Genomic DNA, 25,633 nt, shown 5'->3' with positions numbered 1-25,633 from the left:
CCAGGAGGTCCAGTGGAGTTCGTCGTCATTTCGCTGCTGAACGGCATCACCTACGGCCTGCTGCTGTTCATGCTGTCTTCCGGGCTGACGCTGATATTCAGCATGATGGGCATCCTCAATTTCGCCCATGCCAGCTTCTACATGCTCGGCGCCTACTTCGCCTACCAGATCAGCACCTGGGTCGGCTTCTGGCCCGGCCTGCTGGTCGCGCCCTTGGTGGTCGGCGCCGTCGGCGCGGCGGTAGAGCGCTACGGCCTGCGCCGCGCGCACCGCTTCGGCCATGTCGCCGAACTCCTATTCACCTTCGGCCTGGCCTTCCTGGTCGAGGAAATCGTGCACCTGATCTGGGGCAAGGTCGCAGTGGATTACCGGATTCCGCTCGAACTCGACGGCACGCTGTTCACCCTGTTCGACACCTCCTTTCCTATCTACAAAGGCTTCATGATGCTGGTCTCGGTCGGCATGCTGGTCGCCCTGTATGCGCTGCTGACCCGCACCCGCATCGGCCTCATCATCCAGGCCGCGCTGACCAAGCCCGACATGGTCGAAGCCCTGGGCCACAACGTGCCGCGCATCTTCATGCTGGTCTTCGGCGGCGGCACCGCGCTGGCGGGGCTGGCCGGCGTCATCGGCGGCAATGCCTTCATCACCGAACCGGGCATGGCCGCCGCCGTGGGCAGCATCGTCTTCGTCGTCGTCGTGGTCGGCGGCCTCGGATCGCTGGGTGGCGCCTTCGTCGCCTCGCTGCTGATCGGCTGCATCCAGACCTTCTCGGTGGCGATGACCCTGTCCATCACCGACGTCTTCGCCCTGGTCGGCGTCACGCTGCCCGAGGGCTCGCAAGTGGCGCGCCTGACCATCACCCAGCTAGCGCCGGTGCTGCCCTACGTGCTGATGGTGGCGATCCTGATCTTCCGCCCGCGCGGCCTGATGGGAGCGCGCGAGTCATGAACAGCGCAATATTTTCCCGCGGCCGTCTGTTGCTCTGGGGCGGCAGCCTCGCCCTCGCGATCGCCTTGCCGCTGGTATTCAAGAGCGGCTTCATGGTTTCGCTGTTGTGCCAGATGGGCATCATGGTGGTGTTCGCGCTGTCCTACAACATGCTGCTGGGCCAGACCGGCCTGCTCTCCTTCGGCCACGCCGTGTATTACGGCCTCGGCGCCTTCGCCACCATGCACACGCTGAACCTGATCGGCAAGGACGGCAGCCCGCTGCTGGTGGCCCTGCTGCCGCTGGTCGGCGGGCTGGCCGGGCTCCTGGCCGGCGTGGTGCTCGGCTATGTGACGACCAAGAAAGCCGGCACCACCTTCGCCATGATTTCGCTCGGCATCGGCGAACTGGTCGCCGCCTGCTCGCTGATGTTTCCCGGCTTCTTCGGCGGCGAAGGCGGCATCTCGGGCAACCGCGTGATCGCCAAGCAGACTTTCCTCGGTTTCACCTGGGGGCCGCAGGTCGAGATGTACGGCCTGATCGTGGTCTGGGCCTTCCTGGCCACCGTCGCCATGTTCGCCCTGACGCAGACGCCGCTGGGGCGAATGGCCAATGCCGTGCGCGACAACCCGGAGCGCGCCGAGTTCGTCGGCTACGACACGCAGCGCGTGCGCTACCTGATGCTGATCCTGTCCGGTTTCTTCGCCGGCATCGCCGGCGGCCTCACGGCGCTGAACTACGAGATCGTCACGGCCGAGACGCTGAACGCGCACACCTCGGGCGTGGTGCTCTTGATGACTTTCGTCGGCGGCATCGGCTTCTTCTTCGGGCCGATCATCGGCGCGATCCTGATCACCGTGATGCAGATCGTGATCGGCGGCCTGACCCACGCCTGGCTGCTCTACTTCGGCCTGTTCTTCCTCTTCATGGTGCTGATGGCGCCGGGCGGCATCGCCAGCCTGATCGCGGTGCAGCACAAGCTGTGGGCCGCCGGGCTGCTCCCCCGCATGCTGCCGCATTACCTGGCCACGGCCCTGCCCGTACTGGTGCTGCTGGCCGGCCTGGTCGGACTCATCGAAATGGGCTATGCGCTGTTGGCCGGCGAAGGAGTTGGCGCTGGCGACACGGCGACCAAGGTCATGGGCATGGAGTTGCAGCTGAATGCGCCCGAGCCCTGGGCGGCGGCGCTGGCCACCGCGGCGCTGGGCTTGCTGCTGACGCGCTGGATCGGCAGCCGCACCCGCGTGGCCTGGAACTCGGCGCTGGCGACCCTGCACGGAGACAAGGCATGACGGCGCCCGCGATACGGATTCAAGGCCTCACCAAGAATTTCGGCGCCAGCGAAATCATCCGCGGCGTCGATCTCGACATCCATCGCGGCGAACGCCACGCCATCATCGGTCCCAACGGCGCCGGCAAGTCCACGCTGTTCCATCTGATCAGCGCGCGCCTGCCCGTCACCGCCGGTGCGATCGAACTCAAGGGCGAGAACGTGGTCGGCCTCAAGCCCTTCGAGATCGCGCGCCGCGGCCTCTCGCGCAGCTTCCAGATCACCAACATCTTCCACAACCTCTCGGTATTCGAGAACCTGCGCTGCGCCGTGCTCTGGTCGCTGGGCTATCGCTATTCCTTCTGGCAGCGCCTGGCCGGGCTCAAGGATGCGCGCCAGCGCGCCGAAGCCGTGATGGAGGACATCGGCCTGGCCCGCCGCCGCGATACGCCGGCCGGCATCCTCTCCTACGCCGAACAGCGTGCGCTCGAAATCGGCATCACGATTGCCAGCGGCGCCGACGTGATCCTGCTCGACGAGCCCACGGCCGGGATGAGCAATACCGAGACCGAGGAGGCCGTGGCGATGATCCGCCGCGTCACCGAAGGCAAGACCCTGGTCATGGTCGAGCACGACATGGGCGTGGTGTTCGGCCTCGCCGACCGCATCTCGGTGCTGGTCTATGGCCAGATCATCGCCACCGACGCGCCGGCGGCGATTCGCTGCAACGCGGCGGTGCAGGAAGCCTATCTTGGAACCAGCGTGAGCCACCATGAGTGATGCCGCCTCGCCCATGCTGCAAGTCAGCGATCTGCATGCCTACTACGGCAAGAGCCATGTCCTGCATGGCGTCAATCTGCATGTCAATCCCGGCGAGATCGTCTGCCTCTTGGGCCGAAACGGCGTCGGTCGCTCGACCACGGCCAAGGCGGTGATGGGCCAGGTCGTGGCCCGCGGCGGCATCCGCTTCAAGGGCGAAGAGATCCTTGGGCTGAAGGCCTACGAAATCGCCCGCCGGGGCCTGGGCCTGGTGCCCGAGGACCGTTCGATCTTTCCCGACCTGACGGTGCGGCAGAATTTGCTGCTGGGGGTCAAGGATCCGCGCGCGGTCGGGCGCTGGAACATCGACGACATGTATGCGCTGTTCCCGCGCCTCAAGGAACGCGACGGCACGCCCGGCGGCGTGCTCTCGGGCGGCGAGCAGCAGATGCTGACCCTGTGCCGAACTTTGATGGGCGACCCCGATCTGATCATGATCGACGAGCCGACCGAGGGCCTGGCGCCGAAGATCGTCGAGCAGGTCGGCCAGTTTCTCGAGGAGATCAGGAAGCGCGGCATCTCGATCCTGCTGATCGAACAGAAGCTGGCGATCGCGCTGGACATCTCGGAACGCCTCTACCTCATGGGCCACGGCCGCATCGTGTTCGAAGGTACGCCGGCCGATCTCAAAAACAACGCGGCCATCCGCAAGGAGTGGCTGGAAGTGTGAATCCCGATCAATTAAGCAAGGAGCAAGCATGAGCAGCGCCAACTATGAATTGCACGGCGGCACCGCCGTCATCAAACTCGACAACCCGCCGGTCAATGGCCTGGGCTATGACCTGCGTTGCGGCATCGTCGCCGGCATCGACCGCGCGACGGCCGACCCCGCGGTCAAGGCGGTGGTCCTGATCGGTTCCGACCGCGCCTTTTCGGGCGGCGCCGACATCCGCGAATTCGGCTCGCCGAAGTCCTATGCCGAACCCAACCTGCTGACCGTGATCCGCATCGTCGAGGCCTGCCCCAAGCCGGTGGTCGCCGCGATCGGCGGCGTCTGCATGGGCGGCGGACTGGAACTCACGCTGGGCTGCCACTTCCGCGTCGCCGTGGCCGGCGCATCGATCGCGCTGCCCGAAATCAAGCTGGGCCTGCTGCCCGGCGCCGGCGGCACGCAGCGCATGCCGCGCATCATCGGCGTCGAGGCCGCGCTGAACCTGATCCTCTCCGGCAACCCGGTGCCCTCCGAGAAATTCAAGGGCACGCCGCTGTTCGACGAATTCATCGAAGGTGACCTGCTCCAGGGCGCACTGGCCTTCGCCGCCAAGGTCGTCGCCGAGAAGCGCCCGCTCAAGCGCATCCGCGACATCAGGATCGACCAGCCGAACCACGAGGCCTACTTCCAGTTCTCGCGCAACATGGTCAAGGGCGTCGCCGGCCCCTTCCCCGCGCCCTTCAAGTGCATCGACGCGGTGCAAGCCGCCGTGACCAAGCCCTTCGACGAAGGCATGAAGACTGAGCGCAGCTTCTTCATCGAACTCATGGGCACGCCGGAATCGCGCGCCCTGCGTCATGCCTTCATCGGCGAACGCGCCGCCTCGAAGATTCCCGACGTGCCCGACGACACGCCGACGCGCAAGATCGCCAAGGTGGGCGTGATCGGCGCCGGCACCATGGGCGGCGGCATCACCATGAACTTCCTCAATGCCGGCATCCCCGTCACCATGCTCGAAATGAAGCAGGAAGCCTTGGACCGCGGCATCGCCACGATCCGCAAGAACTACGAGAACAGCATGAAGAAGGGCAAGCTGACCCAGGAAAAACTGGACCAGCGCATGGGCCTGCTGAACGGCACCCTGTCCTACGACGACTTCAAGGACGCCGACATGATCATCGAGGCGGTGTTCGAGGAGATCGGCGTCAAGGAAACCGTGTTCAAGAAGCTCGACGAGATCGCCAAGCCCGGCGCGATCCTCGCCTCCAATACCTCGACGCTCGACGTGAACAAGATCGCCAATTTCACCAAGCGCCCGCAGGATGTCGTCGGCATGCACTTCTTCAGTCCGGCCAATGTCATGAAGCTGCTGGAAGTGGTGCGCGGCGCGGCAACGGCCAAGGACGTCATGGCCACCGTGATGCAGGTGGCCAAGAAGATCAAGAAGACGGCCGTCGTCTCGGGCGTCTGCGACGGCTTCATCGGCAACCGCATGATCGAGCACTACGGCCGCGTCGCCGGCTTCCTGCTGGAAGAAGGCGCGACTCCGGCGCAGGTGGACAAGGCGTTGGAAAAATGGGGCATGGCCATGGGCCCCTTCCGCATGGGCGATCTGGCCGGCAACGACATCGGCTGGGCGATCCGCAAGCGCCGCTATGTCGAGAAGCCGCATATCCGCTACGCCAAATTCGCCGACCGCCTTTGCGAACAGGGCCGCTACGGACAGAAGACCGGCAAGGGCTGGTACCTCTACGCGCCGGGCAACCGCAAGGCGATTCCCGATCCGGAAGTCGACCAGATGCTGGAGGCCTACCGCAAGGAACTGGGCATCACGCCGCGCAAGATCTCGGACGCCGAAATCGTCCAGCGCTGCATCTACGCGCTGGTCAATGAAGGCGCGCGCATCGTCGAAGAAGGCATCGCCGCCCGCGCCTCCGACATCGATATGATCTACCTGACCGGCTACGGCTTCCCGCTGCATCGCGGCGGCCCCATGCTCTATGCCGATGAAGTAGGCCTGTACAACGTCGCGCGCAGCATGCAGGAGTTCGCCGCCAGTTCCGGCGACGCCTTCTGGGAACCGGCGCCGCTGATCGCCAAGCGCGTCGCCGAAGGAAAGTCCTTAACCTGAAAAACAATTAGCCACAGAGGACACAGAGAACACAGAGAAGGGCACAAACCGAATGAATTCGATTTTCTCTGTGACCTCTGTGTCCTCTGTGGCAAAAAAAGGAGTTTAGAAATGACTGATGCCGTTATCGTATCCACCGCCCGCACCGGACTGGCCAAGTCCTGGAAGGGCGCCTTCAACATGACCCATGGCGCCACGCTCGGCGCGCATGCCGTGAAGCACGCCGTGGCCCGCGCCAAGCTCGACCCGGCCGAGGTCGAGGACGTGCTGATGGGTTGCGCCACGCCCGAAGGCGCCACCGGCAGCAACATCGCACGCCAGATCGCGCTGGTCGCCGGCCTGCCGGTGACGGTGCCCGGCGCCACCATCAACCGCTTCTGCTCCTCGGGCCTGCAGACCATCGCCATGGCGGCCCAGCGCATCATCGCCGGCGAGTGCGACATCCTGGTCGCCGGCGGCGTCGAGAGCATTTCCTGCGTGCAGCAGGAGGCCAACCGCCACATGATCGCCGACCCCGCGCTGCTGAAGATCAAGCCGGAGGTGTACTGGAGCATGCTGCAAACGGCGGAGCAGGTGGCCAAGCGTTACAAGATCGGCAAGGAGCGCCAGGACGAATACGGCGTGAACAGCCAGTTGCGCGCCGCCGCCGGCCAACTCGCCGGCAAGTTCAGCGACGAGATCGTACCGATGACGGTGATCATGGGCGTCGCCGACAAGGCCACGGGCGCGCTGGGAACCCGCGAAGTGACCATCGCCGCCGACGAAGGCATCCGTCCCGACACGACGCTGGAAGGCGTCTCGAAAATCCGCTCGGCGCTGCCCGGCGGCGTCATCACCGCCGGCAATGCCAGCCAGTTCTCCGACGGTTCCTCGGCCGCCGTGGTGATGAATGCCAAGCTGGCGGAACAGCGCGGCCTGACCCCGCTGGGTATTTTCCGCGGCTTCGCCGTGGCCGGCTGCGAACCCGACGAGATGGGCATCGGACCCGTGTTCGCGATCCCGAAGCTGCTGAAGAAGGCCGGCCTCACGGTCAAGGACATCGACCTCTGGGAACTCAACGAAGCCTTCGCCGTGCAGGTGCTCTACTGCGCCGACACGCTGGGCATCCCCATGGACCGGCTCAACGTCAATGGCGGCGCGATCGCCGTCGGCCACCCCTACGGCGTTTCCGGCGCGCGCCTGACCGGCCATGCGCTGATCGAAGGCAAGCGGCGCGGCGCGAAACTCGTCGTCGTCACCATGTGCATCGGCGGCGGACAAGGCGCCGCCGGTTTGTTCGAGGTGGTGTAATCGGTATGCAAATCGGATCGGTCCAACTCTTGTAGGAGCGAGCTTGCTCGCGAATTGGGTGCAGAAGTCAAAACCTTCGCGAGCAAGCTCGCTCCTACAAAAGCATCATTTGAAAGGAATTTCATGAGCGTCAAACAACTATTCGATCTGACCGGCAAGGTCGCGATCATCACCGGCGGTTCGCGCGGGCTGGGCCTGCAAATGGCCGAAGCACTCGGCGAGATGGGCGCGAAGCTCGCCATCACGGCGCGCAAGGCCGACGAACTGGCGGAGGCCAAGACCCACCTGGAAAAGCTCGGCATCGAGGTGCTCACCGTGACCAACGACTTGTCGAAGTTCGACCAGATCCCCGGCCTCGTCAGCACGGTGCTCGAGCACTACGGCAAGATCGACATCCTGGTGAACAACGCGGGCGCCACCTGGGGCGCACCGGCCGAGGACCACCCGAACGAAGCCTGGCTGAAGGTGATCAACCTCAACGTCAATGGCATGTTCTTCCTGACCCGTGAAGTCGGCAAGCACGCCTTCATTCCGCAGCGTTCGGGCAAGGTCATCGTCACGGCCTCGATCGCCGGCCTGCGCGGCAACCCGCCCGACATGCAGACCATCGCCTACAACACCAGCAAAGGCGCCGACGTGAATTTCGTGCGCGCCCTGGCCGCCGAATGGGGCAGGTACAACATCAACGTCAACGCCATCTGCCCCGGCTTCTTCCCCTCGAAGATGGCCAGCGGCATCATGGAAAAGCTCGGCGACCGCATCATCGCCGGCACCGCGCTGGGCCGCGTCGGCGGCGACGAGGACTTGAAAGGCACCGTGGTGCTGCTGGCCTCCGAAGCCGGCCGCCACATCACCGGCCATGCGTTGCCGGTCGACGGCGGCAGCCTGTCGTTCTAGGCGCAACGGCGATGAGCGGCGCGGCCGACTTCTTCGGCCTCAAGGTGCCCTTTCTCGCGCATCTCGGCGTCAAGGCCGAAATGGCGGAAGGCGGGCGTTCGCGCATCTCGCTGGAGCTGCGTCCGGAATTGATGAACAGCTTCGAGGTATCCCACGGCGGCGTCATCATGACCATGCTCGACGTCGCCATGGCGGTCGCCGCGCGCACCACGCACGAGCATGTCGGCGGCGTCATGACGGTAGACATGTCGCTCTCCTTCATCCGCTCGGCCAAGGGCCGCATCGTCGCCGAGGGCCGGCTGCTGCGCGGCGGCAAATCCTTGCACTTCTGCGAGGGCGAGGCCTTCGACGAATCCGGCGAACTGGTGGCCAAGTCGCTGGGCACCTTCAAGCTGCGCCGCGAGGCCCGCAGCAAGCCGGAACAGGCGCAAGATTCGCCGTAGCGCCAGCGCCAACTGTTGCAAGCAAACCAATAAAAGGAAGCTCCCCACCATGGAAAAGAACCAGAAGATCGTCCTCGCCAACCGCCCCGCCGCCTGGGTCGAGGAAAGCAATTTCCGCCTCGAAGAATCCGAGATTCCCGAGCCCGGCGCCAACCAGGTGCTGGTAAAGAATCACTGGCTTTCGCTCGACCCCTACATGCGCGGCCGCATGTCCGACGCCAAGTCCTATGCCACGCCGGTACAGATCGGCGAAGTCATGGTCGGCGGCACGGCCGGCGAAGTGCTCAAGTCGAATCATCCGAAGTTCGCCGCCGGCGACAAGGTGGTCGGCCCGCTGGGCTGGCAGCTCTACGGCGTGGCCGACGGCGGCGCGCTGCAGAAGGTCGATGACAGTGCGATTCCGCTCTCGGCCTGGCTCGGCCCGGTCGGCATGCCCGGCGTCACGGCCTGGGTCGGCCTGCTCGACATCTGCGCGCCGAAGCCCGGCGAAACCGTGGTGGTCACGGCGGCATCGGGCGCGGTGGGCAGCGTGGTCGGCCAACTGGCGAAGATCCACGGCGCGCGCGCGGTCGGCATCGCCGGCGGCGCCGAGAAATGCCGCTACGTGGTCGACGAACTCGGCTTCGATGCCTGCATCGACTACAAGGCCGGCAATCTGCGCGGCGACCTCAAGGAAGCTACGCCCAAGGGCATCGACTGCGTGTTCGAGAACGTCGGCGGCGAGATTTTCGACACCCTGCTGACGCGCATGAATCCCTTCTCGCGCATCGCCGTCTGCGGCCTGATCGCACAGTACAACTCGGCGCCCTACCCGATGCAGAACCTCGGTTCGGTGCTGATCAACCGCATCAAGATGCAGGGCTTCATCGTCTCCGACGACCTCACGCGCTGGCCGCCGGCGCTGAAGGAAATCGCCGGCCACGTCGCCGCGGGCCGCATCAAGTATCGCGAGAGCGTGGCCCACGGCCTGGCCAATGCGCCGGCCGCTTTCATCAGCCTGTTGAAGGGCGGCAACTTCGGCAAGCAGTTGGTGAAGCTGACATGAGACCCACCGTAGGAGCGAGCTTGCTCGCGATAAGCGCTTATCGCGAGCAAGCTCGCTCCTACGGATATTTTTGAATTCTTGAAGCATTCAATCGAACCATGAGCGACAAATTCACCGGCACGCGTCCCATCACCGAACAGGACGCCTTCGACACCGGCCGCCTCGCGGCCTGGATGCAGGATCACGTCGAAGGTTTCTCCGGCGAGCTGCAGGTCGAGAAGTTCAAGGGCGGCCAGTCCAACCCGACTTTCCTGCTGCGCGACGCGAAGCGCAAGTACGTGCTGCGCCGCAAGCCGCCCGGCAAGCTCTTGCCCAGCGCCCATGCGGTGGACCGCGAATACCGCGTGATCTCGGCCCTGGCCGTGACCGACGTGCCCGTGGCGCGCACCTGGGCGCTGTGCGAGGACGACTCCGTGATCGGCACCATCTTCTACATCATGGACTGCGTCGACGGCCGCATCATGTGGGACCCTTCGCTGCCCGGCATGAGCCCCGCCGAGCGCGGCGCGATCTTCGACGAAATGAACCGCGTCATCGCCGCCCTGCATCAGGTCGATCAGGACGCCGTCGGCCTCACCGATTACGGCAAGCCCGACAAGTACCTGGAGCGCCAGGTGGCGCGCTGGAGCAAGCAGTACCGCGCCTCGGAAACAGAGAAGATCGAGGCCATGGACAAGCTGATCGACTGGCTGCCGCTGAACATTCCGCTCGGCGAGGAAACCAGCATCGTGCATGGCGACTTCCGCCTCGACAACACGGTATTCCATCCGACCGAGCCGCGCATCCTCGCCGTGCTCGACTGGGAGTTGTCGACGCTCGGCCATCCGCTGGCCGACTTCGCCTACCACTGCATGAGCTGGCGCCTCTCGCCGGGCCAGTTCCGCGGCCTCGCCGGTTACGACCTCGCCGCGCTGGGCATCCCCTCCGAGGCCGATTACGTCGCCGCCTACTGCCGGCGCACCGGCCGCGCGCCGATCCCGCCGCGCGACTGGGAGTTCTACATGGCCTTCAACATGTTTCGCCTGGCCGGCATCCTGCAAGGCATCCTGGCGCGCGCCCTGCAGGGCAATGCGTCGAGCACCGAAGCCATCGAAACCGGCAAGCGCGCGCGCCCCTTGGCCGAAGAAGCCTGGCGCCAGGTCGAGCGCCTGATTGCCGCCAACTAAACACCATCACCAAGGACACACCATGGATTTCGACTACTCCCCCAAGGTCAAGGACCTGCAGAAGCGCCTCAATGCCTTCATGGACCAGCACATCTACCCGAACGAGGATGCCTTCCACGCCGAGGTCGAGGCCAACCGCGCCAGGGGCAATCCCTGGGTGCCGACCAAGATCATGGAGGAGTTGAAGGACAAGGCGCGCGCCGCCGGCCTGTGGAATCTGTTCCTGCCGCAGTCGGAACGCGGTGCCGGGCTGACCAACCTCGAATACGCGCCGCTGTGCGAAATCATGGGCCGCTCGCACATCGCGCCGGAAGCCTTCAACTGCTCCGCGCCCGACACCGGCAACATGGAAACCATCGAGCGCTACGGCAACGACGCGCAGCGCAACGAGTGGCTGATGCCGCTGCTGGAAGGCAAGATCCGCTCGGCCTTCGCCATGACCGAGCCGGCCGTGGCCTCGTCCGATGCCACCAACATCGAAGCGCGCATCCAGCGAGTAAAAGGCGAGGACGGCGACCACTACGTGATCAACGGCCGCAAGTGGTGGACCTCGGGCGCGCCCGACCCGCGCTGCAAGATCCTCATCTTCATGGGCAAGACCGACCCCGACAATCCCAGCCGGCATAACCAGCAGTCGATGGTGCTGGTGCCGATGGACACCCCGGGCGTGACCCGCGTGCGCGCGCTCAGCGTGTTCGGCTACGACCACGCGCCGCACGGCCACGGCGAAGTCGATTTCAAGGACGTGCGGGTTCCCGTTTCCAACATCCTGCTCGGCGAAGGGCGCGGCTTCGAGATCGCCCAGGGGCGCCTCGGCCCGGGCCGCATCCACCACTGCATGCGCCTGATCGGCCTGGCCGAACGCGCGCTGGAGCTGATGTGCAAGCGCGCGCTGAAGCGCGTCGCCTTTCACAAGCCGATCGCCGACCAGGGCGTGACGCGCGAGCGCATCGCCGAGGCGCGCATCATGATCGACCAGGCGCGCTTCCTGACGCTCAACGCGGCGTGGAAGATGGACACCGCCGGCAACAAGGTGGCGAAGCAGGAAATCGCCATGATCAAGGTCGCCGCGCCCAACATGGCGCTGCAGGTGATCGACTGGGCCATGCAAGCGCATGGCGGCGCCGGCGTCTCCGACGACTTCCCGCTCGCTGCGGCCTACGCCCAGGCGCGCACCCTGCGCTTCGCCGACGGCCCCGACGAGGTGCATCGCAACGCCATCGCCAAGCAGGAACTCGGCCGCTATCTCGCCAAGTAGGCAAACCCTTTGGGGGGCTCCTCCTCCCCCTTCAAGGGGGAGGCCGGGAGGGGGATGGGGAAATGAAAACGGCATTATACCGAGGTGTCGCCGCAAGCTTGCCCCATCCCCACCCCAGCCCTCCCCTTGAAGGAGAGGGAGCGTAACTCAAACAAGAGAAAGGAAACCCATGTCAGACCGTCACTTCGCGCACTGGCCCAAGGGCCTGCCACGGCACATGAGCGTGCCCGAGACCGACCTGTTCTACAACGTCGAAGTCTCGGCGCGCCGCTTCCCGAACAAGCCCTACCTGGTGTTCTACGACACCCAGATCACTTTCGCCGAGTTCAAGGATGAAGCGGAGCGCATCGCCGGCTGGCTGGAAAAGCAGGGCGTGAAGAAGGGCGACCGCGTGCTGCTCTATATGCAGAACAGCCCGCAGTTCGTGCTGGCCTACTACGGCATCCTGCGCGCCAACGCCGTGGTGGTGCCGGTCAATCCGATGAACATGACGACCGAGTTGCGCCATTACGTCAGTGACAGCGGCGCGACCGTGGCCATTGTGGCGCAGGACATCTACCCGCAGATGCAGCCGCTGCTCGGCGCGGGTGAAGGCCAGGGCCTGCAACAAATCCTCGTCGCGGCCTACGCCGACTATCTGAAAGCCGAGACCGACCTCAAGGTGCCCGACTTCGTCAAGGCACCGCGGCAGGCCCTCACCGAGTCTGGCGTCACGCTGTGGTCAGACGCGCTGACGCAAGAACTTCAACCCGGCCCGATCACGGTCGGTCCCGACGACCTCTGCGTGATGCCCTACACCTCGGGCACCACCGGCCATCCCAAGGGCTGCATGCACACGCACCGCACGGTGATGCACACCATGATGGCCGGCTACCAGTGGTTCGGCATCCAGCAGGACGCCGTGTATCTCGCGGTGCTGCCCTTCTTCCACGTCACCGGCATGCAAGGCAGCATGAGCGGCCCGCTGCAGGCCGGCTCCACCGTGGTGCTGCTGCCGCGCTGGGACCGCGACGCCGCAGCGCAGTGCATCGCCCGCTACGGGGTGACTTCGTTGACCGCGATCCCGACCATGGTGATCGACTTCCTGATGAACCCCAAGCTCGGCGACTACGATCTCAGTTCGATCAGCCGCATGAGCGGCGGCGGCGCCGCGATGCCGGAGGCCATCGCACAGAAGCTGCTCGACATGGGCATCACCTACGTCGAAGGCTACGGCCTCTCGGAAACCATCGCGCCATCGCACATCAACCCGCCCGACCGCGCCAAGAAGCAGTGCCTTGGCATCCCGATCTTCGACGTCGAATCGATGGTGGCCGACCCGAATACCTTCACGGAACTGCCGACCAACGAAGTCGGCGAAATCCTCACGCGCGGGCCGCAGATGTTCAAGGGCTACTGGAACAACCCCGAGGCGACGCGCAATGCCTTCGTCGAGCTCGACGGCAAGAGCTGGTTCCGTACCGGCGACCTCGGCCGCGTCGACGAGGACGGCTACTTCTTCATGGTCGATCGCCTCAAGCGCATGATCAACGCCTCCGGCTTCAAGGTCTGGCCGGCCGAGGTCGAGGCCCTGATGTACCAGCACCCGGCGATCCAGGAAGCCTGCGTGATCGGGGCGAAAGACCCGCATCGCGGCGAGACGGTGAAGGCCATCGTGGTGCTCAAGGAAGCCCAGCGCGGCAAGGTCAGCGAGCAGGAAATCGTCGCCTGGGCCCACGCCAACATGGCCGCCTACAAATCGCCGCGCATCGTCGAGTTCGTCGACTCCCTGCCCAAGTCCGCCACCGGCAAGGTGATGTGGCGCGCGCTGCAGGAGAAGGAAGCCGCCGGAGCCTGAACGCGCGCGGCGGGGCGGTAGCAATGCGGAACGAGGGACTGGAATCCGGATTTCGCCGCGCACCGAAGTGCGCCGGACGGGCTCGATGCCGTGCTGTCAGCGCCAACTCCTGGCGACCGACGAATGCCGCGCGAGCTGTTGTCGGCACTGTTACCATGGAATATTCGGAGGTCTGCTCCTGAATATCCCATCCTGTCATTTGCTACTGAGGCTCGTGGTCGATCTCGTAAGCCTCGATCAAGTCCCCAACGACCGACACCAGCGAATACAGCGGGTGCTCGCGGTCATCGCGCACAGTATCGAGTAGGGTATTGAGCAAAGCCGTCGTCAGGGCATAGTCCGCCTCGGTCTCGATGTGCGCCAGAGGCAAGGTAGACTGAAGCGCCTGCCAGGCAGGAACAACGCGATGCAAATCGATTACGGCGTTCATCATTTCCTCCATGTGTTGCGGTCGTACTCGGCGTGCGTCATCACCTGCCTGACGTAGAGCCGCCGCTTGTCGTAGTGAATGACTGCGGCAATGCGGTAGCGGTTCCCGCCAACGTCGAAGATCGTGTATCCGTCGACGTAATCCGCCGAGCCGAAGGTCTGGCGCAGCGTCGGGAATGAGGACGCTTCTACCCGCGACGCCTTCCGAAACCAGTCCTCGAGCAGGGGTCTGGATTCCGGATGAAGAGTCCAGAACTCCCGCAAGGGCCTCTTGGATATGACGCGCATGTCGCATTGTATGCGAAACCTGGTATTGCCAGCCGATACCGACCGCTGGCCAAGGTCGGCATAAAGCCATGGTCAGTTCCTGACTTATCTTGACGAACGACAAATACCGCGCGACTTCCCGTCGGTTCTACTACTATGAAACATTCGTGTTCCCGTTTTTACATCAACCCGCCCGACCGCGCCAGGAAGCAGTGTCTCGGCATCCCGATCTTCGACGTCGAATCCATGGTGGTCGATCCGAATACCTTCAAGGAACTGCCGGCCAACGAAGTCGGCGAAATCCTCACGCGCGGGCCCCAAGTGTTCAAGGGCTACTGGAACAACCCCGAGGCGACGCGCAATGCCTTCGTCGAGCTCGACGGCAAGAGCTGGTTCCGTACCGGCGACCTCGGCCGCGTCGACGAGGACGGCTACTTCTTCATGGTCGATCGCCTCAAGCGCATGATCAACGCCTCCGGCTTCAAGGTCTGGCCGGCCGAGGTCGAGGCCCTGATGTACCAGCACCCGGCGATCCAGGAAGCCTGCGTGATCGGGGCGAAAGACCCGCATCGCGGCGAGACGGTGAAGGCCATCGTGGTGCTCAAGGAAGCCCAGCGCGGCAAGGTCAGCGAGCAGGAAATCGTCGCCTGGGCCCACGCCAACATGGCCGCCTACAAATCGCCGCGCATCGTCGAGTTCGTCGACTCCCTGCCCAAGTCCGCCACCGGCAAGGTGATGTGGCGCGCGCTGCAGGAGAAGGAAGCCGCCGGAGCCTGAGGTCCCGCGGCGGCGGCGGCCGTCGCATTCCGCAAACCGCCGTACCGCCAGCGCCAACTTTCAGGGCGCCAGCGGCACGCGCTTGCCAAAATGCCGGATAAATCGTTTAATCCATTTCAAGTAGCGCTGGCTGCTGACGCTCCTTGATCGATACTTTGGACAATTACATGAATGTGCCGCTGTATATCCAACCCAAGAGACGGTATGTTTTGCGTCGTAACCGAAAGCGTTCCGTCATTTAGATCCAGCATTTCGCGTTAGGCAATCAGGTGATCGCTATGAATTCGACGAAAGAACTCCATTATCGCTACCTCATTTCGTACCTGATTTCGGCGATCATCTTATTGTTTGCGCTGGCGTATTTCGACGTTCCCGCCCTAGTCGACAAACTGTCGTTTGCACTCACGATTTCGTCGTTGGTACTTGCTGTCCTAGCAATTTTCTATACCGTTGTCTCCGCGCAAAAACAGGACCTGCAACTTACCAAGCTGATTGAAACGAACGCTAGCCTCAACAACGCGGCGAACGACATCACTTCCGCGGCTAGTGAAATGCGTACCTTTGCGCGAGAAGCACCACAGCATTTTCAATCGCTCCGCGCTACGCTTGACAACATGTCGGCCGATTTCGACACAGTTAGATCGGCACCTGCACCAGAACAACCTCAGGAAGATAAGAGCGGCGAAATACTTGCTCCGCTGAAGATTGAGCGGCCTCAGTTCTTGTGGATGTTCGGAAAATTGCAGTTTACTGCCATGGCTGTGCTGTACCTATTTGTTCAATCGTCTCGGAAGAACCGCATCATCGAGTCTGATGTGTTCGAAAAGCTGGACCTATTGTCGTATCAGTATGCGATAGGCGTGTTGAACGGACTTGAAGCAACTGGAATCATCTCGTTCAAACTGCACAAGGGCGCTATTGTTCCCGTGAAATGTATTGATGTCGTTTGGAAGGAAATTGCGAGCCAAATAGAAACTGTTCAATCAGTCGTCAGTCCCGCCGCGGCACATAGGCTCCGTACCTTGGTCTCCAACATCGATGCACATCTCAATCCATAGACTGCCATAGGGGTCGGAGACATTTGATCTTCTGAGCATTAACAATAGGCGGCAGACCACGCTTTTCCGAACCGGAGTGAAATCATGAAACGCAAGGTCTACATCGAAACATCTGTCATTAGCTACCTGACCGCTCGCCCGAGCGATGATTCGATCAAGTCGGCATGCCAGCAGATCACTCGGCTATGGTGGGCTTCGGGGCGTGAGTCGGTCTTGGCATTTATTTCGCCTTATGTTGTTGAGGAAGCGAGTGCCGGGACCCGATAGCCGCCTCGGAGCGCATAGAGGCATTGCGGATGATTCCCGTGTTGCCCAATGCCCCTGAAATTCTTGATCTGGCGAAATTTCTCTTGCTCGGCGGTGGTCTACCGCCAAAGGCAAGGCTCGACGCGTTGCATATCGCGAGCGCGGCGTATCATGAAATCGATGTCCTGCTGACCTGGAATTGCACCCATATCGCCAATCCGGCGAAGCTGCCGGTAATGCGCGGTTTGTGCGCTGCCAAAGGTTACACGCTGCCAGAACTCGTTACACCCTTTGAATTGATGGAGACCTTCGAATGAACGCCACCACACCTTGGCACGATCCGATCGTCGCGGAAATTCATGCGGCGCGCGAACAGCTTGCGGATCAGTATCACGACGACCTGCTCGCTTACTCAAAGGCAGCAGAGGCCCGCTGCCAGGCTTTGGGTTTGACCATGGCGGAAGATCAGCACAAAACGAAAACCGCGCCCCCGAGTCGTGGAACTGCCCATCCAGCCTGAGGCCGAGTTTGAGCTTGGAAGAGGTGATATCCGTTTTTTCGATGATTCGCCAATGTTGCGGCCTGAAACGCGCCGAGCACCGGGATTCGCCGCCCCGCCAACACTGACTTCCGTAACGTTCCGGCAACGCCACCGTCATCCGCCTTTTCCATACTGGTGCTATGGTGAGGTCGTGCAGCGACCAAAAGAGGTGCAATCATGGCAGCGACAGCCGCTCAACCCAGGGTAAAGATCATCGGCGCCAACGGCGAAATTTCGCTCGGCAAGCAATTCGCCGGGAGGCAGGTGCTCGTCGAGGAGAAGGAACCGGGCGTCTGGCTGGTGAGGACCGCCACGGTGATTCCCGACAACGAACGCTGGCTGCACGAAGCTCAGTCGGCAGCCCAACTCCAGGAGGCGCTGGCCTGGGCGCAAAGCAATCCGCCGACCGACCGCAAGGCCGCTGCCGTGCTGGAGAAGCTTCGTGGCAAAGGCTGAGATCGAGGCGACGGACCACGACGCCACTTACGGCAGGAAGTAGGTTCCACCGTTGACCGTATCCAGGGGCATTGGGGAACACGATTTCCTGCCGTGATTTCAGGCGTTGCCAACGAATAGAGAAAGCACATGGGAACCGGGACAGCTATCCGCAATGAAACCGATGCCGATGCCGGCGCCATTGCCGACCTCACTATCGCGGCATTCAGCACGCTGCCGATCAGCAATCACACGGAGCAGTTCATCATTGCCGCGCTGCGCGCCGCCAAGGCTCTGACGGTTTCGCTCGTGGCCGAGATCGACGGGCGCGTCGTTGGACATATAGCGTTTTCCCCAGTGGCGATGTCCGACGGTTCTTCGGCTTGGTACGGACTGGGACCCGTATCGGTCCTGCCCGAATACCAACGGCAGGGGATAGGCGGGGCCTTGATACAGGAGGGCCTGTCGCGGCTGAAGAAGCTTGGCGCCCGGGGATGCTGCCTGGTGGGGCATCCGGATTACTACCGGCGTTTCGGATTCGAGAACACCCGGGGGCTCGGCCTCGAAGGGGTTCCACAGGACGTCTTCTTTGTCATGTCGTTCGACGGACGCATGCCGCAGGGCAGCGTCGAGTTCCACGAGGCGTTCAAGGCGGCTGGCTAGCGTGGATGGCGGACTGAAGTCCGCCCTACGGTCCGCCCTACAACGGAAAACACGCCGCCGTCCCGCCAGCGCCAACTCTTGACCAGCGCGCGTCAGCGCAGCAGCAGCAGATAGCCCTGGGGCAGGTTGGCGTCGTCGATCAGCAGGGATATCTGCAGCTCGGCATGGTAGTTGTCCTGGCCCACGGTCCAGTCCAGCGCCTGGCTGTGGACGCGGCCGTCGCGCAGGGCGCCGGGCAGCAGGATCTCGGTGCAGCCCGGCCAGCCGAGGCGCGTCAGCACTTCGCGCAGGTCGCGGCCCGGCGTGGCGAAGTCCTGCAGCTTGGGCATCGCGGCGACCGCCGGGTTGCAGTAGGCGATGCGGCAGGCCCGGTCGGTGGCGACCACCGCGGTGCCGGTCGCGGAACGCAGGATGTTTTCCAGCACCTGTTTCTGGTCGACCACGGCCTGCCGGCTTTCGAGCACTTCCTCCTGGCGCTGCAGCATGTCCTTGAGATAGCTGACGTACTGCCCTTCGAGGCCGCTGACGACCTCATGGTGGGTCAGCACGCCGCACACGCTGCCGTTGGCGTCGACCACCGCCAGGCGCCGGATGTGGGCCTGGTCCATGGTCTTCACCGCATCGTGCAGCAGGTCGGCCTGCTTCACGGTCCTGACCGGCTTGCTCATGGTCTCGGCCAGCGAGAGGCGCTCGGGGTTCTCATGCAAATGGCACAGGCGCACGATGTCGCGCTCGGTCAGCACGCCCAGCGGGCGGCACGCCGCATCGACCGCGAACACGCAGCTATGGCGGCCCTGGTCCATCAGCGCGACCACCTCGGCGACGCTGGCGGTTTCCGGCAGCAGGCCGACCTCGGCGGCCATCGCGCCGCCGACGTCGTGGAAGCGCATGTAGTACTCGACGCCGAAATCGCGCAGGATGTCGCCTTCGCTGACCACGCCGACCAGCAGGCCCTCGGCGTCGGTCACGGCGATATGGCGGATGCGGCGGCTGCTCATCAGGTGATAGACATCCATGCAGTTCTCGGTCTGCTCCACGGTCACCACCGGCGCCTGCATCAGGTCGGCGCAACTCAGGCCCTGCAGCCCGCCGACGCGGTGCAGGTTGCGCACCACGTCGCGTTCGGTGACGATGCCCAGGGTCAGCCGTTCCTCGATCACCAGCACCGAGCTGACCGATTTGCGATGCATCAGCTCCAGCACCTGGGCCGCGGAGAAATCGGTGCTGACCTCGCATACCGTGCGGATCATCAATTCGGAAATCGGTTTCTGGTTCGTGTCCATCGGTGGATTGGTCCTTTCAAGGCGGGCACGGGAATCCGCGACTCCGGCCGGCAGGGGGGCAGTATCCCCGGCGCTCAAATTCAAGTCAATCGGCGGTGCGCCAGCGCCAACTTTCATTAGACTACGGCGTCCCAGCCCCGAATTCACCGCGATGTCCCTGCCCCCCGCGATACTCCTGACCGGCCCCACCGCCAGCGGCAAGACCGCGCTGGCTTTCGAGCTGGCGACGCGCTTTCCCTGCGACATCGTCAGCGTCGATTCGGCGCAGGTGTTCCGCGACATGAACGTCGGCACCGCCAAGCCCGATGCGGCGACGCTGGCGCGTTTTCCGCACCGCCTGATCGACCTGATCACGCCCGAGGAGCGCTACTCGGCGGCGGCGTTCCGCAGCGATGCGCTGCGCGAAATGGCGGCGATCACGGCGGCCGGGCGCATTCCGCTGCTGGTCGGCGGCACCATGCTCTACGTCAAGGCCTTGCGCGAAGGCCTGGCCGACCTGCCGCAGGCCAATGCGGAACTGCGCGCCGCGATCGACGCCGAAGCCGCCGATCGCGGATGGCCGGCGCTGCATGCCGAGCTGGCGCGGCTCGACCCGGACACCGCGGCGCGCCTGAAACCGGGCGATGCCCAACGCATCCAGCGCGCCCTCGAAGTGTTGCGCCTGACCGGGCGTACCCTGGGCAGTTTCTTCGCCGCACAGCAAGCGCAGGCCCTGCCCTGCCGCCTGCTGGCGCTGGCGCTGGTACCGGGCGACCGCAGCGTCCTGCACCGGCGCATCGAGCAGCGCTTCGATGCCATGCTGAATGCCGGCCTGGTCGAGGAGGTCCTCGGCCTGCGCGCAAAGTACCGGCTCGACGGCGGCCTGCCCTCGATGCGCTGCGTCGGCTATCGCCAGGTCTGGGACATGCTGGAAGGAAATCTGCCGCGCGCCGAACTACGCGATCGCGGCGTCTTCGCCACGCGCCAGTTCGCCAAACGGCAGCTGACCTGGCTCAAGAGCATGGGTGACTTGCAGACCGTCGATCCGCTGGCCGCAGACCCGGCGGCGGCGGTGCTGGCGGCCGTCGCCGCCCACCTGCAATAGTTGGCGCTGGCAATACGGCGTTATGTAGGGCCGGGTTCAGTCGGCCAGATTACGATGGCGCTGTAGGGCCGACTTCAGTCGGCCGGATTACGATGGCGGACTGAAGTCCGCCCTACGCCGCCGACTAGACGACGACGGTCTGCGCCTGTCCGGCGCCGCGCGCGGCGATGTGGCCGAGCAGATAGACCTGCTCGCCGGCGGCTGCCAGCAGTTGCATCGCCGATCCGGCATCGGCCTCGGCGACGATCACCACCATGCCGATGCCGCAGTTGAAGACCCGGTGCATTTCGGCGTCGGCCACCTGGCCTTCGCGCTGCAGCCACTGGAACAGCGGCGGCAGCGGCCACTGGCCGCGTTCGATGATCGCGGTCAGATGCCCGCCGAGCACGCGCGGTATGTTCTCGGTGAGGCCGCCGCCGGTGATATGCGCCATGCCTTTCACCGGCATCGCCTGGATCAGCGCCAGCAGCGGCTTGACGTAGATGCGCGTCGGCGCCATCACCGCGTCCTGCAGCGGCACGCCGCCGATTTTCAGCGCGGCGCCGGGCTGCGCCCGCTCGATGATGCGGCGGATCAGCGAATAGCCGTTGGAATGGGCGCCGGAGGAAGCCAGGCCGAGCACCACGTCGCCCGGCCGGATCGATCTGCCGTCGATGATGGCTGACTTCTCCACGGCGCCCACGGCGAAGCCGGCCAGGTCGTATTCGCCTTCCGGGTACATGCTCGGCATCTCGGCCGTCTCCCCGCCGATCAGCGCGCAGCCGGCCAGTTCGCAGCCGCGGGCAATGCCTTCGATCACCGTCGCCGCAGTATTCACGTCGAGTTTGCCGCAGGCGAAGTAGTCGAGGAAGAACAGCGGCTCGGCGCCCTGCACCAGGATGTCATTGACGCTCATCGCCACCAGGTCCTGGCCGACGGTGTCGTGGCGGTTCCACTGGAAAGCCAGCTTGAGCTTGGTGCCGACGCCGTCGGTGCCGGAAACCAGCACCGGATCGCGGTACTTCTTCGAAATCTCGAACAGCGCGCCGAAACCGCCGATGCCGGCCAGCACTTCCGGCCGCATGGTGCGCTTCGCCGCCGGCTTGATGCGTTCGACCAGGGCATCGCCGGCATCGATATCCACACCGGCATCGCGGTAAGTGAGCGGGGATGATGAAGAGGTGGAGGCAGTCAAGATGAAATCCTTGAAGTAGCGGGCGGAATGAGCGGGAGGGACGCGGTTTGCCGCCGGATCGGCGATAATTCGCGCTGCCAAATATAGCGAAGCTGCGAATTTTACCGGAAATGACCGCGCCGCCAGAAGCCAAGCACAGCGACCGCCTGCAAACCACCCTATGGGTCGCGGCCGGCCTGGCGGTCCTCGCGCTGCTGTATGCGCTGTCGCCGATCCTGACGCCTTTCCTGCTGGCCGGCATCCTCGCCTATATCTGCAATCCCGTGACCGATCGCATCGCGCGCGCCGGCGTGCCGCGCCTGCTGGCCGTGGTGCTGGTGATCCTGGCGCTGGCCGCGCTGGGCGCCGGCCTGATCCTGATCATCCTGCCGCTGCTCTACGAGGAAGCCGCGGTGCTCGCCGCACGCGCGCCCGAGGCGCTGGCGCTGGCCAACGAAAAGCTGGCGCCCTGGCTGCGGCAGAACTTCGGCATCCGGCTGCGCTTCGATTCCGCCTCGCTGCAGAAGCTCGCCGCCGGCAACTGGGACACCGTGCAGGTGATCCTCGAACGCATCTACGGCTCGCTCAAGATCGGCGGCGTGGCCCTGGTCGGCCTCGCGGTGAACCTGATGCTGGCCCCGGTGGTGCTGTTCTACCTGCTGCTCGACGGCGACGGCATGACGCAGCGCCTGGCCGGCATCATCCCGCGCCCCTGGCACGCCAAGCTGATCGCGGTGGCCACCGACATCGACGCCGTGCTCTCGCAATACCTGCGCGGCCAGATCCTGGTCATGGCCATCCTCGCCGCCTACTACTGCATCGCCCTGTGGCTGGCCGACATTCCCTCGGCGCTGTCGATCGGCGTCGTCACCGGCCTGCTGATTTTCATCCCCTATCTCGGCTATGCCACCGGCCTGATCCTGGCGCTCTTGGTCGCCGCGCTGCAGTTCGCCGGCTGGGGGCCGATCGTCGCCGTGCTGATCGTGTATGGCATCGGCCAGTTGCTGGAAAGCTTCGTGCTCACGCCCTTCCTGGTCGGCGAACGCATCGGCCTGCATCCACTGGCGGCGATCTTCGCGCTGATGGCCTTCGGCCAGCTGTTCGGCTTCTTCGGCGTGCTGGCCGCGCTGCCGGCCTCGGCCGCGCTGCTGGTCGGCCTGCGCGAAGTGCGCACGCTGTATCTGGCCAGCGGTTTCTACCAGGGGCGCTGAATGGAAACGCCGCAACGCCAGTTGCTGCTCGACCTCAAGCCCGAGCAGCCGCCGACGCTGAACAACTTCGTCACCGGCGCCAACGGCGAACTGCTGCGGCGCCTGCGCAACCTCTGCGAAACGCACAGCTTCGACGCGCTGTACATCTGGGGGCCGCCGGGCAGCGGCAAGAGCCACCTGCTGGCCGCCGCCGCCGCGTGCGCGAGCGAGCAACGCCCCGTTAAGCATCTGCAGGGCGCGCAAGCCGGGGACGAACTGTCGCCCGCCCCAGGCAGCCTGCTGGTGATCGACGACGTGCAGCAGCTCGGGCCCGAGGCGCAGATCGCACTGTTCCGCGCCTTCAATGCCGCGCGCTTCCTTGGCCTGGCCCTGCTGCTGGCCGGCAACGAACCCCCGCTGCGCCTGACGCTGCGCGAAGACCTGCGCACCCGCATCGGCCAGACCCTGATCTACGAAATCCAGTCGCTGTCGGACGAGGAAAAAGCCGCCGCGCTATGGCGCCATGCCATCGAGCGCGGCATGCTGATGGATGCCGGCGTGGTGCACTACCTGCTGCGCCACGGCCGCCGCGACCTGCCCTCGCTGATGGCCATGCTCAACAACCTCGACCGCGCCTCGCTGGAACAGAAACGCCCACCCACGCTGCCCCTGCTGCGCGAGTTGATGCAAACTTCACTCGACCTGGAAAAATCATGAACGACATATCCCCCACCCCCTTTTCCGAGAAAAGGGGTGACTACGGCTCGCTACGCTCGCAGGCTTTCGGAGCGGCTGCCTTGGGGCGGCCCGGCGGACAGCCATGAAACTCGCCCTCTTCGACCTCGACAACACCCTGCTCTCCGGCGATTCGGATTTCGAATGGGCGCAATTCCTGATCGGCAAAGGCGTGCTCGACCGCGAGGTGCATGAAGCACGCAACCTCGAATTTTTCGAGCAATACAAGGCCGGCACGCTGGACATCCATGTCTTCCTCGATTTCCAGCTGGCCCCGCTGTCGCGCCATGCCCGCAGCGAGCTCGACGCCTGGCACGAAGAATTTCTCGCCACGCGCATCCGGCCGCAGATCAGCGCCGCGGCGCGCGCGCTGGTGGCGAAGCACGCCGCGGCCGGCGACCTGCTGGCCATCGTCACCGCCACCAATAGCTTCGTCACCGGGCCGATCGCCCGCGAGTTCGGCATCCCGCATTTGATCGCGACGATACCGGCGCAGGAGAACGGCCGCTTTACCGGCCAGCCGCGCGGCACGCCCTCGTTCCGCGAAGGCAAGATAAGCCGCGTCGAGGCCTGGCTGGAATCGCTCGGCCTGTGGCTCGGCAGCTTCGAGCAAAGCTGGTTCTACAGCGATTCGCACAACGACCTGCCACTGCTGGAAAAAGTCACGCATCCGGTGGCGGTCGACGCCGACGCCACGCTGGCGCAAGCCGCCGCCCAGCGCGGTTGGCCGCAGATCAGCCTGCGCGTCTAGCGCCGTTCGCCAGGCTGCGACCGCCGCGCCAAGGGTTTGCCAACAGCGGCGCCCGATTCGGGTATACTCCGCCCCCTGCAAACGGCGGGGAACTCACGTTCATCGCCGCTTTCGGAGACGTGGCCGAGTGGTCGAAGGCACGCCCCTGCTAAGGGCGCATCTGGGCAAAACCTGGATCCAGGGTTCGAATCCCTGCGTCTCCGCCAGTGAATCAGACAGAACGCCCCTTTCGGGGCGTTTTGTTTTTCGGCCCATACTCCTGCCCATACCCCCGCATCGGAAGCGGGATCGGTCGGCAAGATCAGACCGGGGTAATTGCGCAAGACCGACCAATGGGCATGCCGGGCGTTATCTCCGCAAGGATGGGTCGATATACGTCGTTGACGTATAATGAGTCCAATGCTGACGATTGTCGAAACCCCGACATTTTCCCGCCTTTGGCCCCATTACTGGACCGAAGACGAGCGCGGTGAGTTTGCTGCATGGCTGTCGGAGAATCCCGCGGCTGGCGATGTCGTTCGCAAGTCCGGCGGTGTTCGAAAGCTTCGCTGGACGCGTACCGGATCGGGGAAGTCCGGCGGCGTTCGCGTTGTTTATTTCAACCGCCTGGCAAACGGTGAAATCTGGCTGCTGTTCATGTATGCGAAAGCGGAACTCGATTCCATTGCGGGCGAGGTTCTCCGGGAGATGAAGAATGAAATCGAAAAAGCCATTGACTGACGAAGCTCTGCAGGCCTTCGAGTCCTCGCTTGATATCGCTGCGGAATTGCGCAAGTCGGTCAAGGAAATGATTGCCAAAAAGGGAAGCAAGGTCGAGGTTTCCCAGGTTGTCTCTGCCCGGATCAAATCTGGCCTTAGTCAGTCGCAGTTTGCAGAACTGCTTGGGGTTTCGGTACGAACTCTTCAGGAATGGGAACAGGGGCGCCGCTCGCCTTCAAAGGCTGCTCAGACCCTGATTACCATCGCTGAGCGTCGCCCGGAGGTGCTGAGGGAAGTCGCCGCTGCAGGGTAGCCAGTTTGTGTGCATACCTGCTGGCCCTCCAGCCAATCAGACAGAACGCCCCTTTCGGGGCGTTTTGTTTTTGCAGCCGGCCATGTGCCCGCCAACGCCTCGCCCAATTTGAATTTGCCCTGGCATTGCTTTACTACTAAACTAATTTGTCGGGCAAGTGCCGCAAGATCGGCGCGGCTCCCGCGAGCTGGCCATAACCGCCTTGCTGGGCATGAAACGCCTGGATATCGCGACTTTGCAAAGCGCCTTTGACGGCGGCTGATCCCGCCCG

At 64.2% G+C, this 25,633-nt stretch carries 29 protein-coding genes and 1 tRNA gene; 26 read left to right on the top strand and 4 right to left on the bottom strand.

The genetic code is table 11. The features are described from left to right. The first annotated feature begins 12 nt into the window (after nt 1–12). The 12 genes from RMO95_RS10185 (at nt 13) to RMO95_RS10130 (ending at nt 13,738) form a co-directional block, all read left to right on the top strand. Nucleotides 13–951 (top strand): branched-chain amino acid ABC transporter permease, encoded by a 939-nt coding sequence (locus RMO95_RS10185; RefSeq protein ID WP_310450509.1) that lies wholly within the window; start codon nt 13–15, stop codon nt 949–951. After that, nucleotides 948–2,222 (top strand): branched-chain amino acid ABC transporter permease, encoded by a 1,275-nt coding sequence (locus tag RMO95_RS10180; protein ID WP_310450508.1) that lies wholly within the window; start codon nt 948–950, stop codon nt 2,220–2,222. Before RMO95_RS10185 ends, RMO95_RS10180 begins: the two co-directional genes overlap by 4 nt. Next, the gene (locus RMO95_RS10175; RefSeq protein ID WP_310450507.1) at nt 2,219–2,980 is read left to right on the top strand and encodes an ABC transporter ATP-binding protein; all 762 of its coding nucleotides are present in this window, start codon (nt 2,219–2,221) and stop codon (nt 2,978–2,980) included. Before RMO95_RS10180 ends, RMO95_RS10175 begins: the two co-directional genes overlap by 4 nt. Beyond that, nucleotides 2,973–3,689, top strand: a complete 717-nt coding sequence (locus RMO95_RS10170) for an ABC transporter ATP-binding protein (protein ID WP_310450506.1) — start codon at nt 2,973–2,975, stop codon at nt 3,687–3,689. Before RMO95_RS10175 ends, RMO95_RS10170 begins: the two co-directional genes overlap by 8 nt. 28 nt (nt 3,690–3,717) lie before the next feature. Continuing rightward, nucleotides 3,718–5,802, top strand: a complete 2,085-nt coding sequence (locus RMO95_RS10165) for a 3-hydroxyacyl-CoA dehydrogenase NAD-binding domain-containing protein (protein ID WP_310450505.1) — start codon at nt 3,718–3,720, stop codon at nt 5,800–5,802. Nucleotides 5,803–5,913: 111 nt separating this feature from the next. Next, the gene (locus RMO95_RS10160) at nt 5,914–7,092 is read left to right on the top strand and encodes an acetyl-CoA C-acyltransferase (protein ID WP_310450504.1); all 1,179 of its coding nucleotides are present in this window, start codon (nt 5,914–5,916) and stop codon (nt 7,090–7,092) included. 123 nt (nt 7,093–7,215) lie between these two features. Further along, a complete protein-coding gene (locus RMO95_RS10155; protein WP_310450503.1) occupies nt 7,216–7,989 on the top strand; it encodes an SDR family oxidoreductase in 774 nt (257 codons plus the stop codon). An 11-nt stretch (nt 7,990–8,000) separates the two neighbouring features. Further along, complete coding sequence (locus RMO95_RS10150) at nt 8,001–8,432, top strand: PaaI family thioesterase (protein WP_310450502.1); 432 nt, start codon at nt 8,001–8,003, stop codon at nt 8,430–8,432. A gap of 49 nt (nt 8,433–8,481) precedes the next feature. Further along, complete coding sequence (locus RMO95_RS10145; RefSeq protein ID WP_310450501.1) at nt 8,482–9,477, top strand: NADP-dependent oxidoreductase; 996 nt, start codon at nt 8,482–8,484, stop codon at nt 9,475–9,477. Nucleotides 9,478–9,575: 98 nt separating this feature from the next. Further along, a complete protein-coding gene (locus RMO95_RS10140) occupies nt 9,576–10,643 on the top strand; it encodes a phosphotransferase (RefSeq protein WP_310450500.1) in 1,068 nt (355 codons plus the stop codon). A gap of 22 nt (nt 10,644–10,665) precedes the next feature. After that, nucleotides 10,666–11,901 carry an acyl-CoA dehydrogenase family protein gene (locus tag RMO95_RS10135; protein ID WP_310450499.1) on the top strand — a complete coding sequence of 412 codons (1,236 nt, stop codon included), beginning with the start codon at nt 10,666–10,668 and terminating at the stop codon, nt 11,899–11,901. A gap of 169 nt (nt 11,902–12,070) precedes the next feature. After that, nucleotides 12,071–13,738 carry a long-chain fatty acid--CoA ligase gene (locus tag RMO95_RS10130; RefSeq protein ID WP_310450498.1) on the top strand — a complete coding sequence of 556 codons (1,668 nt, stop codon included), beginning with the start codon at nt 12,071–12,073 and terminating at the stop codon, nt 13,736–13,738. A gap of 202 nt (nt 13,739–13,940) precedes the next feature. On the opposite strand, the gene RMO95_RS10125 is transcribed toward RMO95_RS10130, so the two are convergent. Continuing rightward, nucleotides 13,941–14,168, bottom strand: coding sequence for a hypothetical protein (locus RMO95_RS10125; RefSeq protein ID WP_310450497.1), 228 nt, complete (start codon nt 14,166–14,168; stop codon nt 13,941–13,943). Continuing rightward, on the bottom strand, nt 14,168–14,455 hold the full coding sequence (locus RMO95_RS10120) for a type II toxin-antitoxin system HigB family toxin (protein WP_310450496.1): 288 nt from the start codon (nt 14,453–14,455) through the stop codon (nt 14,168–14,170). The genes RMO95_RS10125 and RMO95_RS10120 overlap by 1 nt, the downstream gene beginning before the upstream one ends. A gap of 135 nt (nt 14,456–14,590) precedes the next feature. Between RMO95_RS10120 and RMO95_RS10115 the strand changes: the two genes are divergently transcribed. The 7 genes from RMO95_RS10115 to RMO95_RS10085 all read left to right on the top strand — a co-directional run bounded on the left by RMO95_RS10115 (nt 14,591) and on the right by RMO95_RS10085 (nt 18,154). Next, on the top strand, nt 14,591–15,211 hold the full coding sequence (locus tag RMO95_RS10115; protein WP_310450495.1) for an AMP-binding enzyme: 621 nt from the start codon (nt 14,591–14,593) through the stop codon (nt 15,209–15,211). Nucleotides 15,212–15,489: 278 nt separating this feature from the next. Beyond that, nucleotides 15,490–16,269 carry a hypothetical protein gene (locus RMO95_RS10110; protein WP_310450494.1) on the top strand — a complete coding sequence of 260 codons (780 nt, stop codon included), beginning with the start codon at nt 15,490–15,492 and terminating at the stop codon, nt 16,267–16,269. 84 nt (nt 16,270–16,353) lie between these two features. Next, entirely contained in the window at nt 16,354–16,536 is a 183-nt protein-coding gene (locus RMO95_RS10105; RefSeq protein ID WP_310450493.1) for a hypothetical protein, read from the top strand. A gap of 29 nt (nt 16,537–16,565) precedes the next feature. Continuing rightward, the gene (locus RMO95_RS10100; protein ID WP_310450492.1) at nt 16,566–16,832 is read left to right on the top strand and encodes a hypothetical protein; all 267 of its coding nucleotides are present in this window, start codon (nt 16,566–16,568) and stop codon (nt 16,830–16,832) included. After that, the gene (locus RMO95_RS10095; RefSeq protein WP_310450491.1) at nt 16,829–17,035 is read left to right on the top strand and encodes a hypothetical protein; all 207 of its coding nucleotides are present in this window, start codon (nt 16,829–16,831) and stop codon (nt 17,033–17,035) included. The genes RMO95_RS10100 and RMO95_RS10095 overlap by 4 nt, the downstream gene beginning before the upstream one ends. A 198-nt stretch (nt 17,036–17,233) precedes the next feature. After that, nucleotides 17,234–17,512: a hypothetical protein gene (locus tag RMO95_RS10090; RefSeq protein ID WP_310450490.1), complete on the top strand. Its 279-nt coding sequence runs from the start codon at nt 17,234–17,236 to the stop codon at nt 17,510–17,512. Nucleotides 17,513–17,641: 129 nt separating this feature from the next. After that, nucleotides 17,642–18,154: an N-acetyltransferase gene (locus RMO95_RS10085; protein WP_310450489.1), complete on the top strand. Its 513-nt coding sequence runs from the start codon at nt 17,642–17,644 to the stop codon at nt 18,152–18,154. 92 nt (nt 18,155–18,246) lie between these two features. Here RMO95_RS10085 and RMO95_RS10080 read toward each other — a convergent pair whose 3' ends face one another. After that, nucleotides 18,247–19,437: a CBS domain-containing protein gene (locus tag RMO95_RS10080; protein ID WP_310450488.1), complete on the bottom strand. Its 1,191-nt coding sequence runs from the start codon at nt 19,435–19,437 to the stop codon at nt 18,247–18,249. 151 nt (nt 19,438–19,588) lie between these two features. On the opposite strand from RMO95_RS10080, the gene miaA reads away from it, so the two are divergent. Beyond that, nucleotides 19,589–20,521 (top strand): tRNA (adenosine(37)-N6)-dimethylallyltransferase MiaA, encoded by a 933-nt coding sequence (gene miaA, locus RMO95_RS10075; RefSeq protein WP_310450487.1) that lies wholly within the window; start codon nt 19,589–19,591, stop codon nt 20,519–20,521. Between the two features lie 124 nt (nt 20,522–20,645). Here the strand turns inward: miaA and purM are convergent, their stop codons facing one another. After that, a complete protein-coding gene (gene purM / locus RMO95_RS10070) occupies nt 20,646–21,695 on the bottom strand; it encodes a phosphoribosylformylglycinamidine cyclo-ligase (protein ID WP_310450486.1) in 1,050 nt (349 codons plus the stop codon). Nucleotides 21,696–21,805: 110 nt separating this feature from the next. Here purM and RMO95_RS10065 point away from each other — a divergent pair, with 110 nt between their 5' ends. From RMO95_RS10065 to RMO95_RS10040, 6 genes are all read left to right on the top strand, one after another. After that, nucleotides 21,806–22,885 carry an AI-2E family transporter gene (locus RMO95_RS10065; RefSeq protein WP_310450485.1) on the top strand — a complete coding sequence of 360 codons (1,080 nt, stop codon included), beginning with the start codon at nt 21,806–21,808 and terminating at the stop codon, nt 22,883–22,885. Then, nucleotides 22,886–23,581, top strand: coding sequence for a DnaA regulatory inactivator Hda (gene hda / locus RMO95_RS10060; protein ID WP_310450484.1), 696 nt, complete (start codon nt 22,886–22,888; stop codon nt 23,579–23,581). It abuts the gene before it with no gap. 103 nt (nt 23,582–23,684) lie between these two features. Further along, nucleotides 23,685–24,350, top strand: a complete 666-nt coding sequence (locus RMO95_RS10055; RefSeq protein ID WP_310450483.1) for an HAD family hydrolase — start codon at nt 23,685–23,687, stop codon at nt 24,348–24,350. 113 nt (nt 24,351–24,463) lie between these two features. Further along, nucleotides 24,464–24,556, top strand: a tRNA-Ser gene (locus tag RMO95_RS10050). Between the two features lie 193 nt (nt 24,557–24,749). Continuing rightward, nucleotides 24,750–25,070, top strand: coding sequence for a transcriptional regulator (locus tag RMO95_RS10045; protein WP_310450482.1), 321 nt, complete (start codon nt 24,750–24,752; stop codon nt 25,068–25,070). Further along, nucleotides 25,045–25,362 carry a helix-turn-helix domain-containing protein gene (locus tag RMO95_RS10040; protein ID WP_310450481.1) on the top strand — a complete coding sequence of 106 codons (318 nt, stop codon included), beginning with the start codon at nt 25,045–25,047 and terminating at the stop codon, nt 25,360–25,362. Before RMO95_RS10045 ends, RMO95_RS10040 begins: the two co-directional genes overlap by 26 nt. Nucleotides 25,363–25,633 lie beyond the last annotated feature (271 nt).

This window comes from Sulfuritalea sp. (assembly GCF_031426875.1).
Taxonomy (GTDB): Bacteria; Pseudomonadota; Gammaproteobacteria; order Burkholderiales; family Rhodocyclaceae; genus Sulfuritalea.
This window is presented reverse-complemented; position numbering and strand designations above follow the sequence as displayed.

Bases quoted from the DNA above. Each gene is read 5' to 3' on its own strand.
- RMO95_RS10180 (WP_310450508.1), top strand. From the start codon at position 948: ATGAACAGCGCAATATTTTCCCGCGGCCGTCTGTTGCTCTGGGGCGGC.
- RMO95_RS10175 (WP_310450507.1), top strand. From the start codon at position 2,219: ATGACGGCGCCCGCGATACGGATTCAAGGCCTCACCAAGAATTTCGGC.
- RMO95_RS10170 (WP_310450506.1), top strand. From the start codon at position 2,973: ATGAGTGATGCCGCCTCGCCCATGCTGCAAGTCAGCGATCTGCATGCC.
- RMO95_RS10165 (WP_310450505.1), top strand. From the start codon at position 3,718: ATGAGCAGCGCCAACTATGAATTGCACGGCGGCACCGCCGTCATCAAA.
- RMO95_RS10160 (WP_310450504.1), top strand. From the start codon at position 5,914: ATGACTGATGCCGTTATCGTATCCACCGCCCGCACCGGACTGGCCAAG.
- RMO95_RS10155 (WP_310450503.1), top strand. From the start codon at position 7,216: ATGAGCGTCAAACAACTATTCGATCTGACCGGCAAGGTCGCGATCATC.
- RMO95_RS10150 (WP_310450502.1), top strand. From the start codon at position 8,001: ATGAGCGGCGCGGCCGACTTCTTCGGCCTCAAGGTGCCCTTTCTCGCG.
- RMO95_RS10145 (WP_310450501.1), top strand. From the start codon at position 8,482: ATGGAAAAGAACCAGAAGATCGTCCTCGCCAACCGCCCCGCCGCCTGG.
- RMO95_RS10140 (WP_310450500.1), top strand. From the start codon at position 9,576: ATGAGCGACAAATTCACCGGCACGCGTCCCATCACCGAACAGGACGCC.
- RMO95_RS10135 (WP_310450499.1), top strand. From the start codon at position 10,666: ATGGATTTCGACTACTCCCCCAAGGTCAAGGACCTGCAGAAGCGCCTC.
- RMO95_RS10130 (WP_310450498.1), top strand. From the start codon at position 12,071: ATGTCAGACCGTCACTTCGCGCACTGGCCCAAGGGCCTGCCACGGCAC.
- RMO95_RS10125 (WP_310450497.1), bottom strand. From the start codon at position 14,168: ATGAACGCCGTAATCGATTTGCATCGCGTTGTTCCTGCCTGGCAGGCG.
- RMO95_RS10120 (WP_310450496.1), bottom strand. From the start codon at position 14,455: ATGCGCGTCATATCCAAGAGGCCCTTGCGGGAGTTCTGGACTCTTCAT.
- RMO95_RS10115 (WP_310450495.1), top strand. From the start codon at position 14,591: ATGAAACATTCGTGTTCCCGTTTTTACATCAACCCGCCCGACCGCGCC.
- RMO95_RS10110 (WP_310450494.1), top strand. From the start codon at position 15,490: ATGAATTCGACGAAAGAACTCCATTATCGCTACCTCATTTCGTACCTG.
- RMO95_RS10105 (WP_310450493.1), top strand. From the start codon at position 16,354: ATGAAACGCAAGGTCTACATCGAAACATCTGTCATTAGCTACCTGACC.
- RMO95_RS10100 (WP_310450492.1), top strand. From the start codon at position 16,566: ATGATTCCCGTGTTGCCCAATGCCCCTGAAATTCTTGATCTGGCGAAA.
- RMO95_RS10095 (WP_310450491.1), top strand. From the start codon at position 16,829: ATGAACGCCACCACACCTTGGCACGATCCGATCGTCGCGGAAATTCAT.
- RMO95_RS10090 (WP_310450490.1), top strand. From the start codon at position 17,234: ATGGCAGCGACAGCCGCTCAACCCAGGGTAAAGATCATCGGCGCCAAC.
- RMO95_RS10085 (WP_310450489.1), top strand. From the start codon at position 17,642: ATGGGAACCGGGACAGCTATCCGCAATGAAACCGATGCCGATGCCGGC.
- RMO95_RS10080 (WP_310450488.1), bottom strand. From the start codon at position 19,437: ATGGACACGAACCAGAAACCGATTTCCGAATTGATGATCCGCACGGTA.
- miaA (WP_310450487.1), top strand. From the start codon at position 19,589: ATGTCCCTGCCCCCCGCGATACTCCTGACCGGCCCCACCGCCAGCGGC.
- RMO95_RS10065 (WP_310450485.1), top strand. From the start codon at position 21,806: ATGACCGCGCCGCCAGAAGCCAAGCACAGCGACCGCCTGCAAACCACC.
- hda (WP_310450484.1), top strand. From the start codon at position 22,886: ATGGAAACGCCGCAACGCCAGTTGCTGCTCGACCTCAAGCCCGAGCAG.
- RMO95_RS10055 (WP_310450483.1), top strand. From the start codon at position 23,685: ATGAAACTCGCCCTCTTCGACCTCGACAACACCCTGCTCTCCGGCGAT.
- RMO95_RS10045 (WP_310450482.1), top strand. From the start codon at position 24,750: ATGCTGACGATTGTCGAAACCCCGACATTTTCCCGCCTTTGGCCCCAT.
- RMO95_RS10040 (WP_310450481.1), top strand. From the start codon at position 25,045: ATGAAATCGAAAAAGCCATTGACTGACGAAGCTCTGCAGGCCTTCGAG.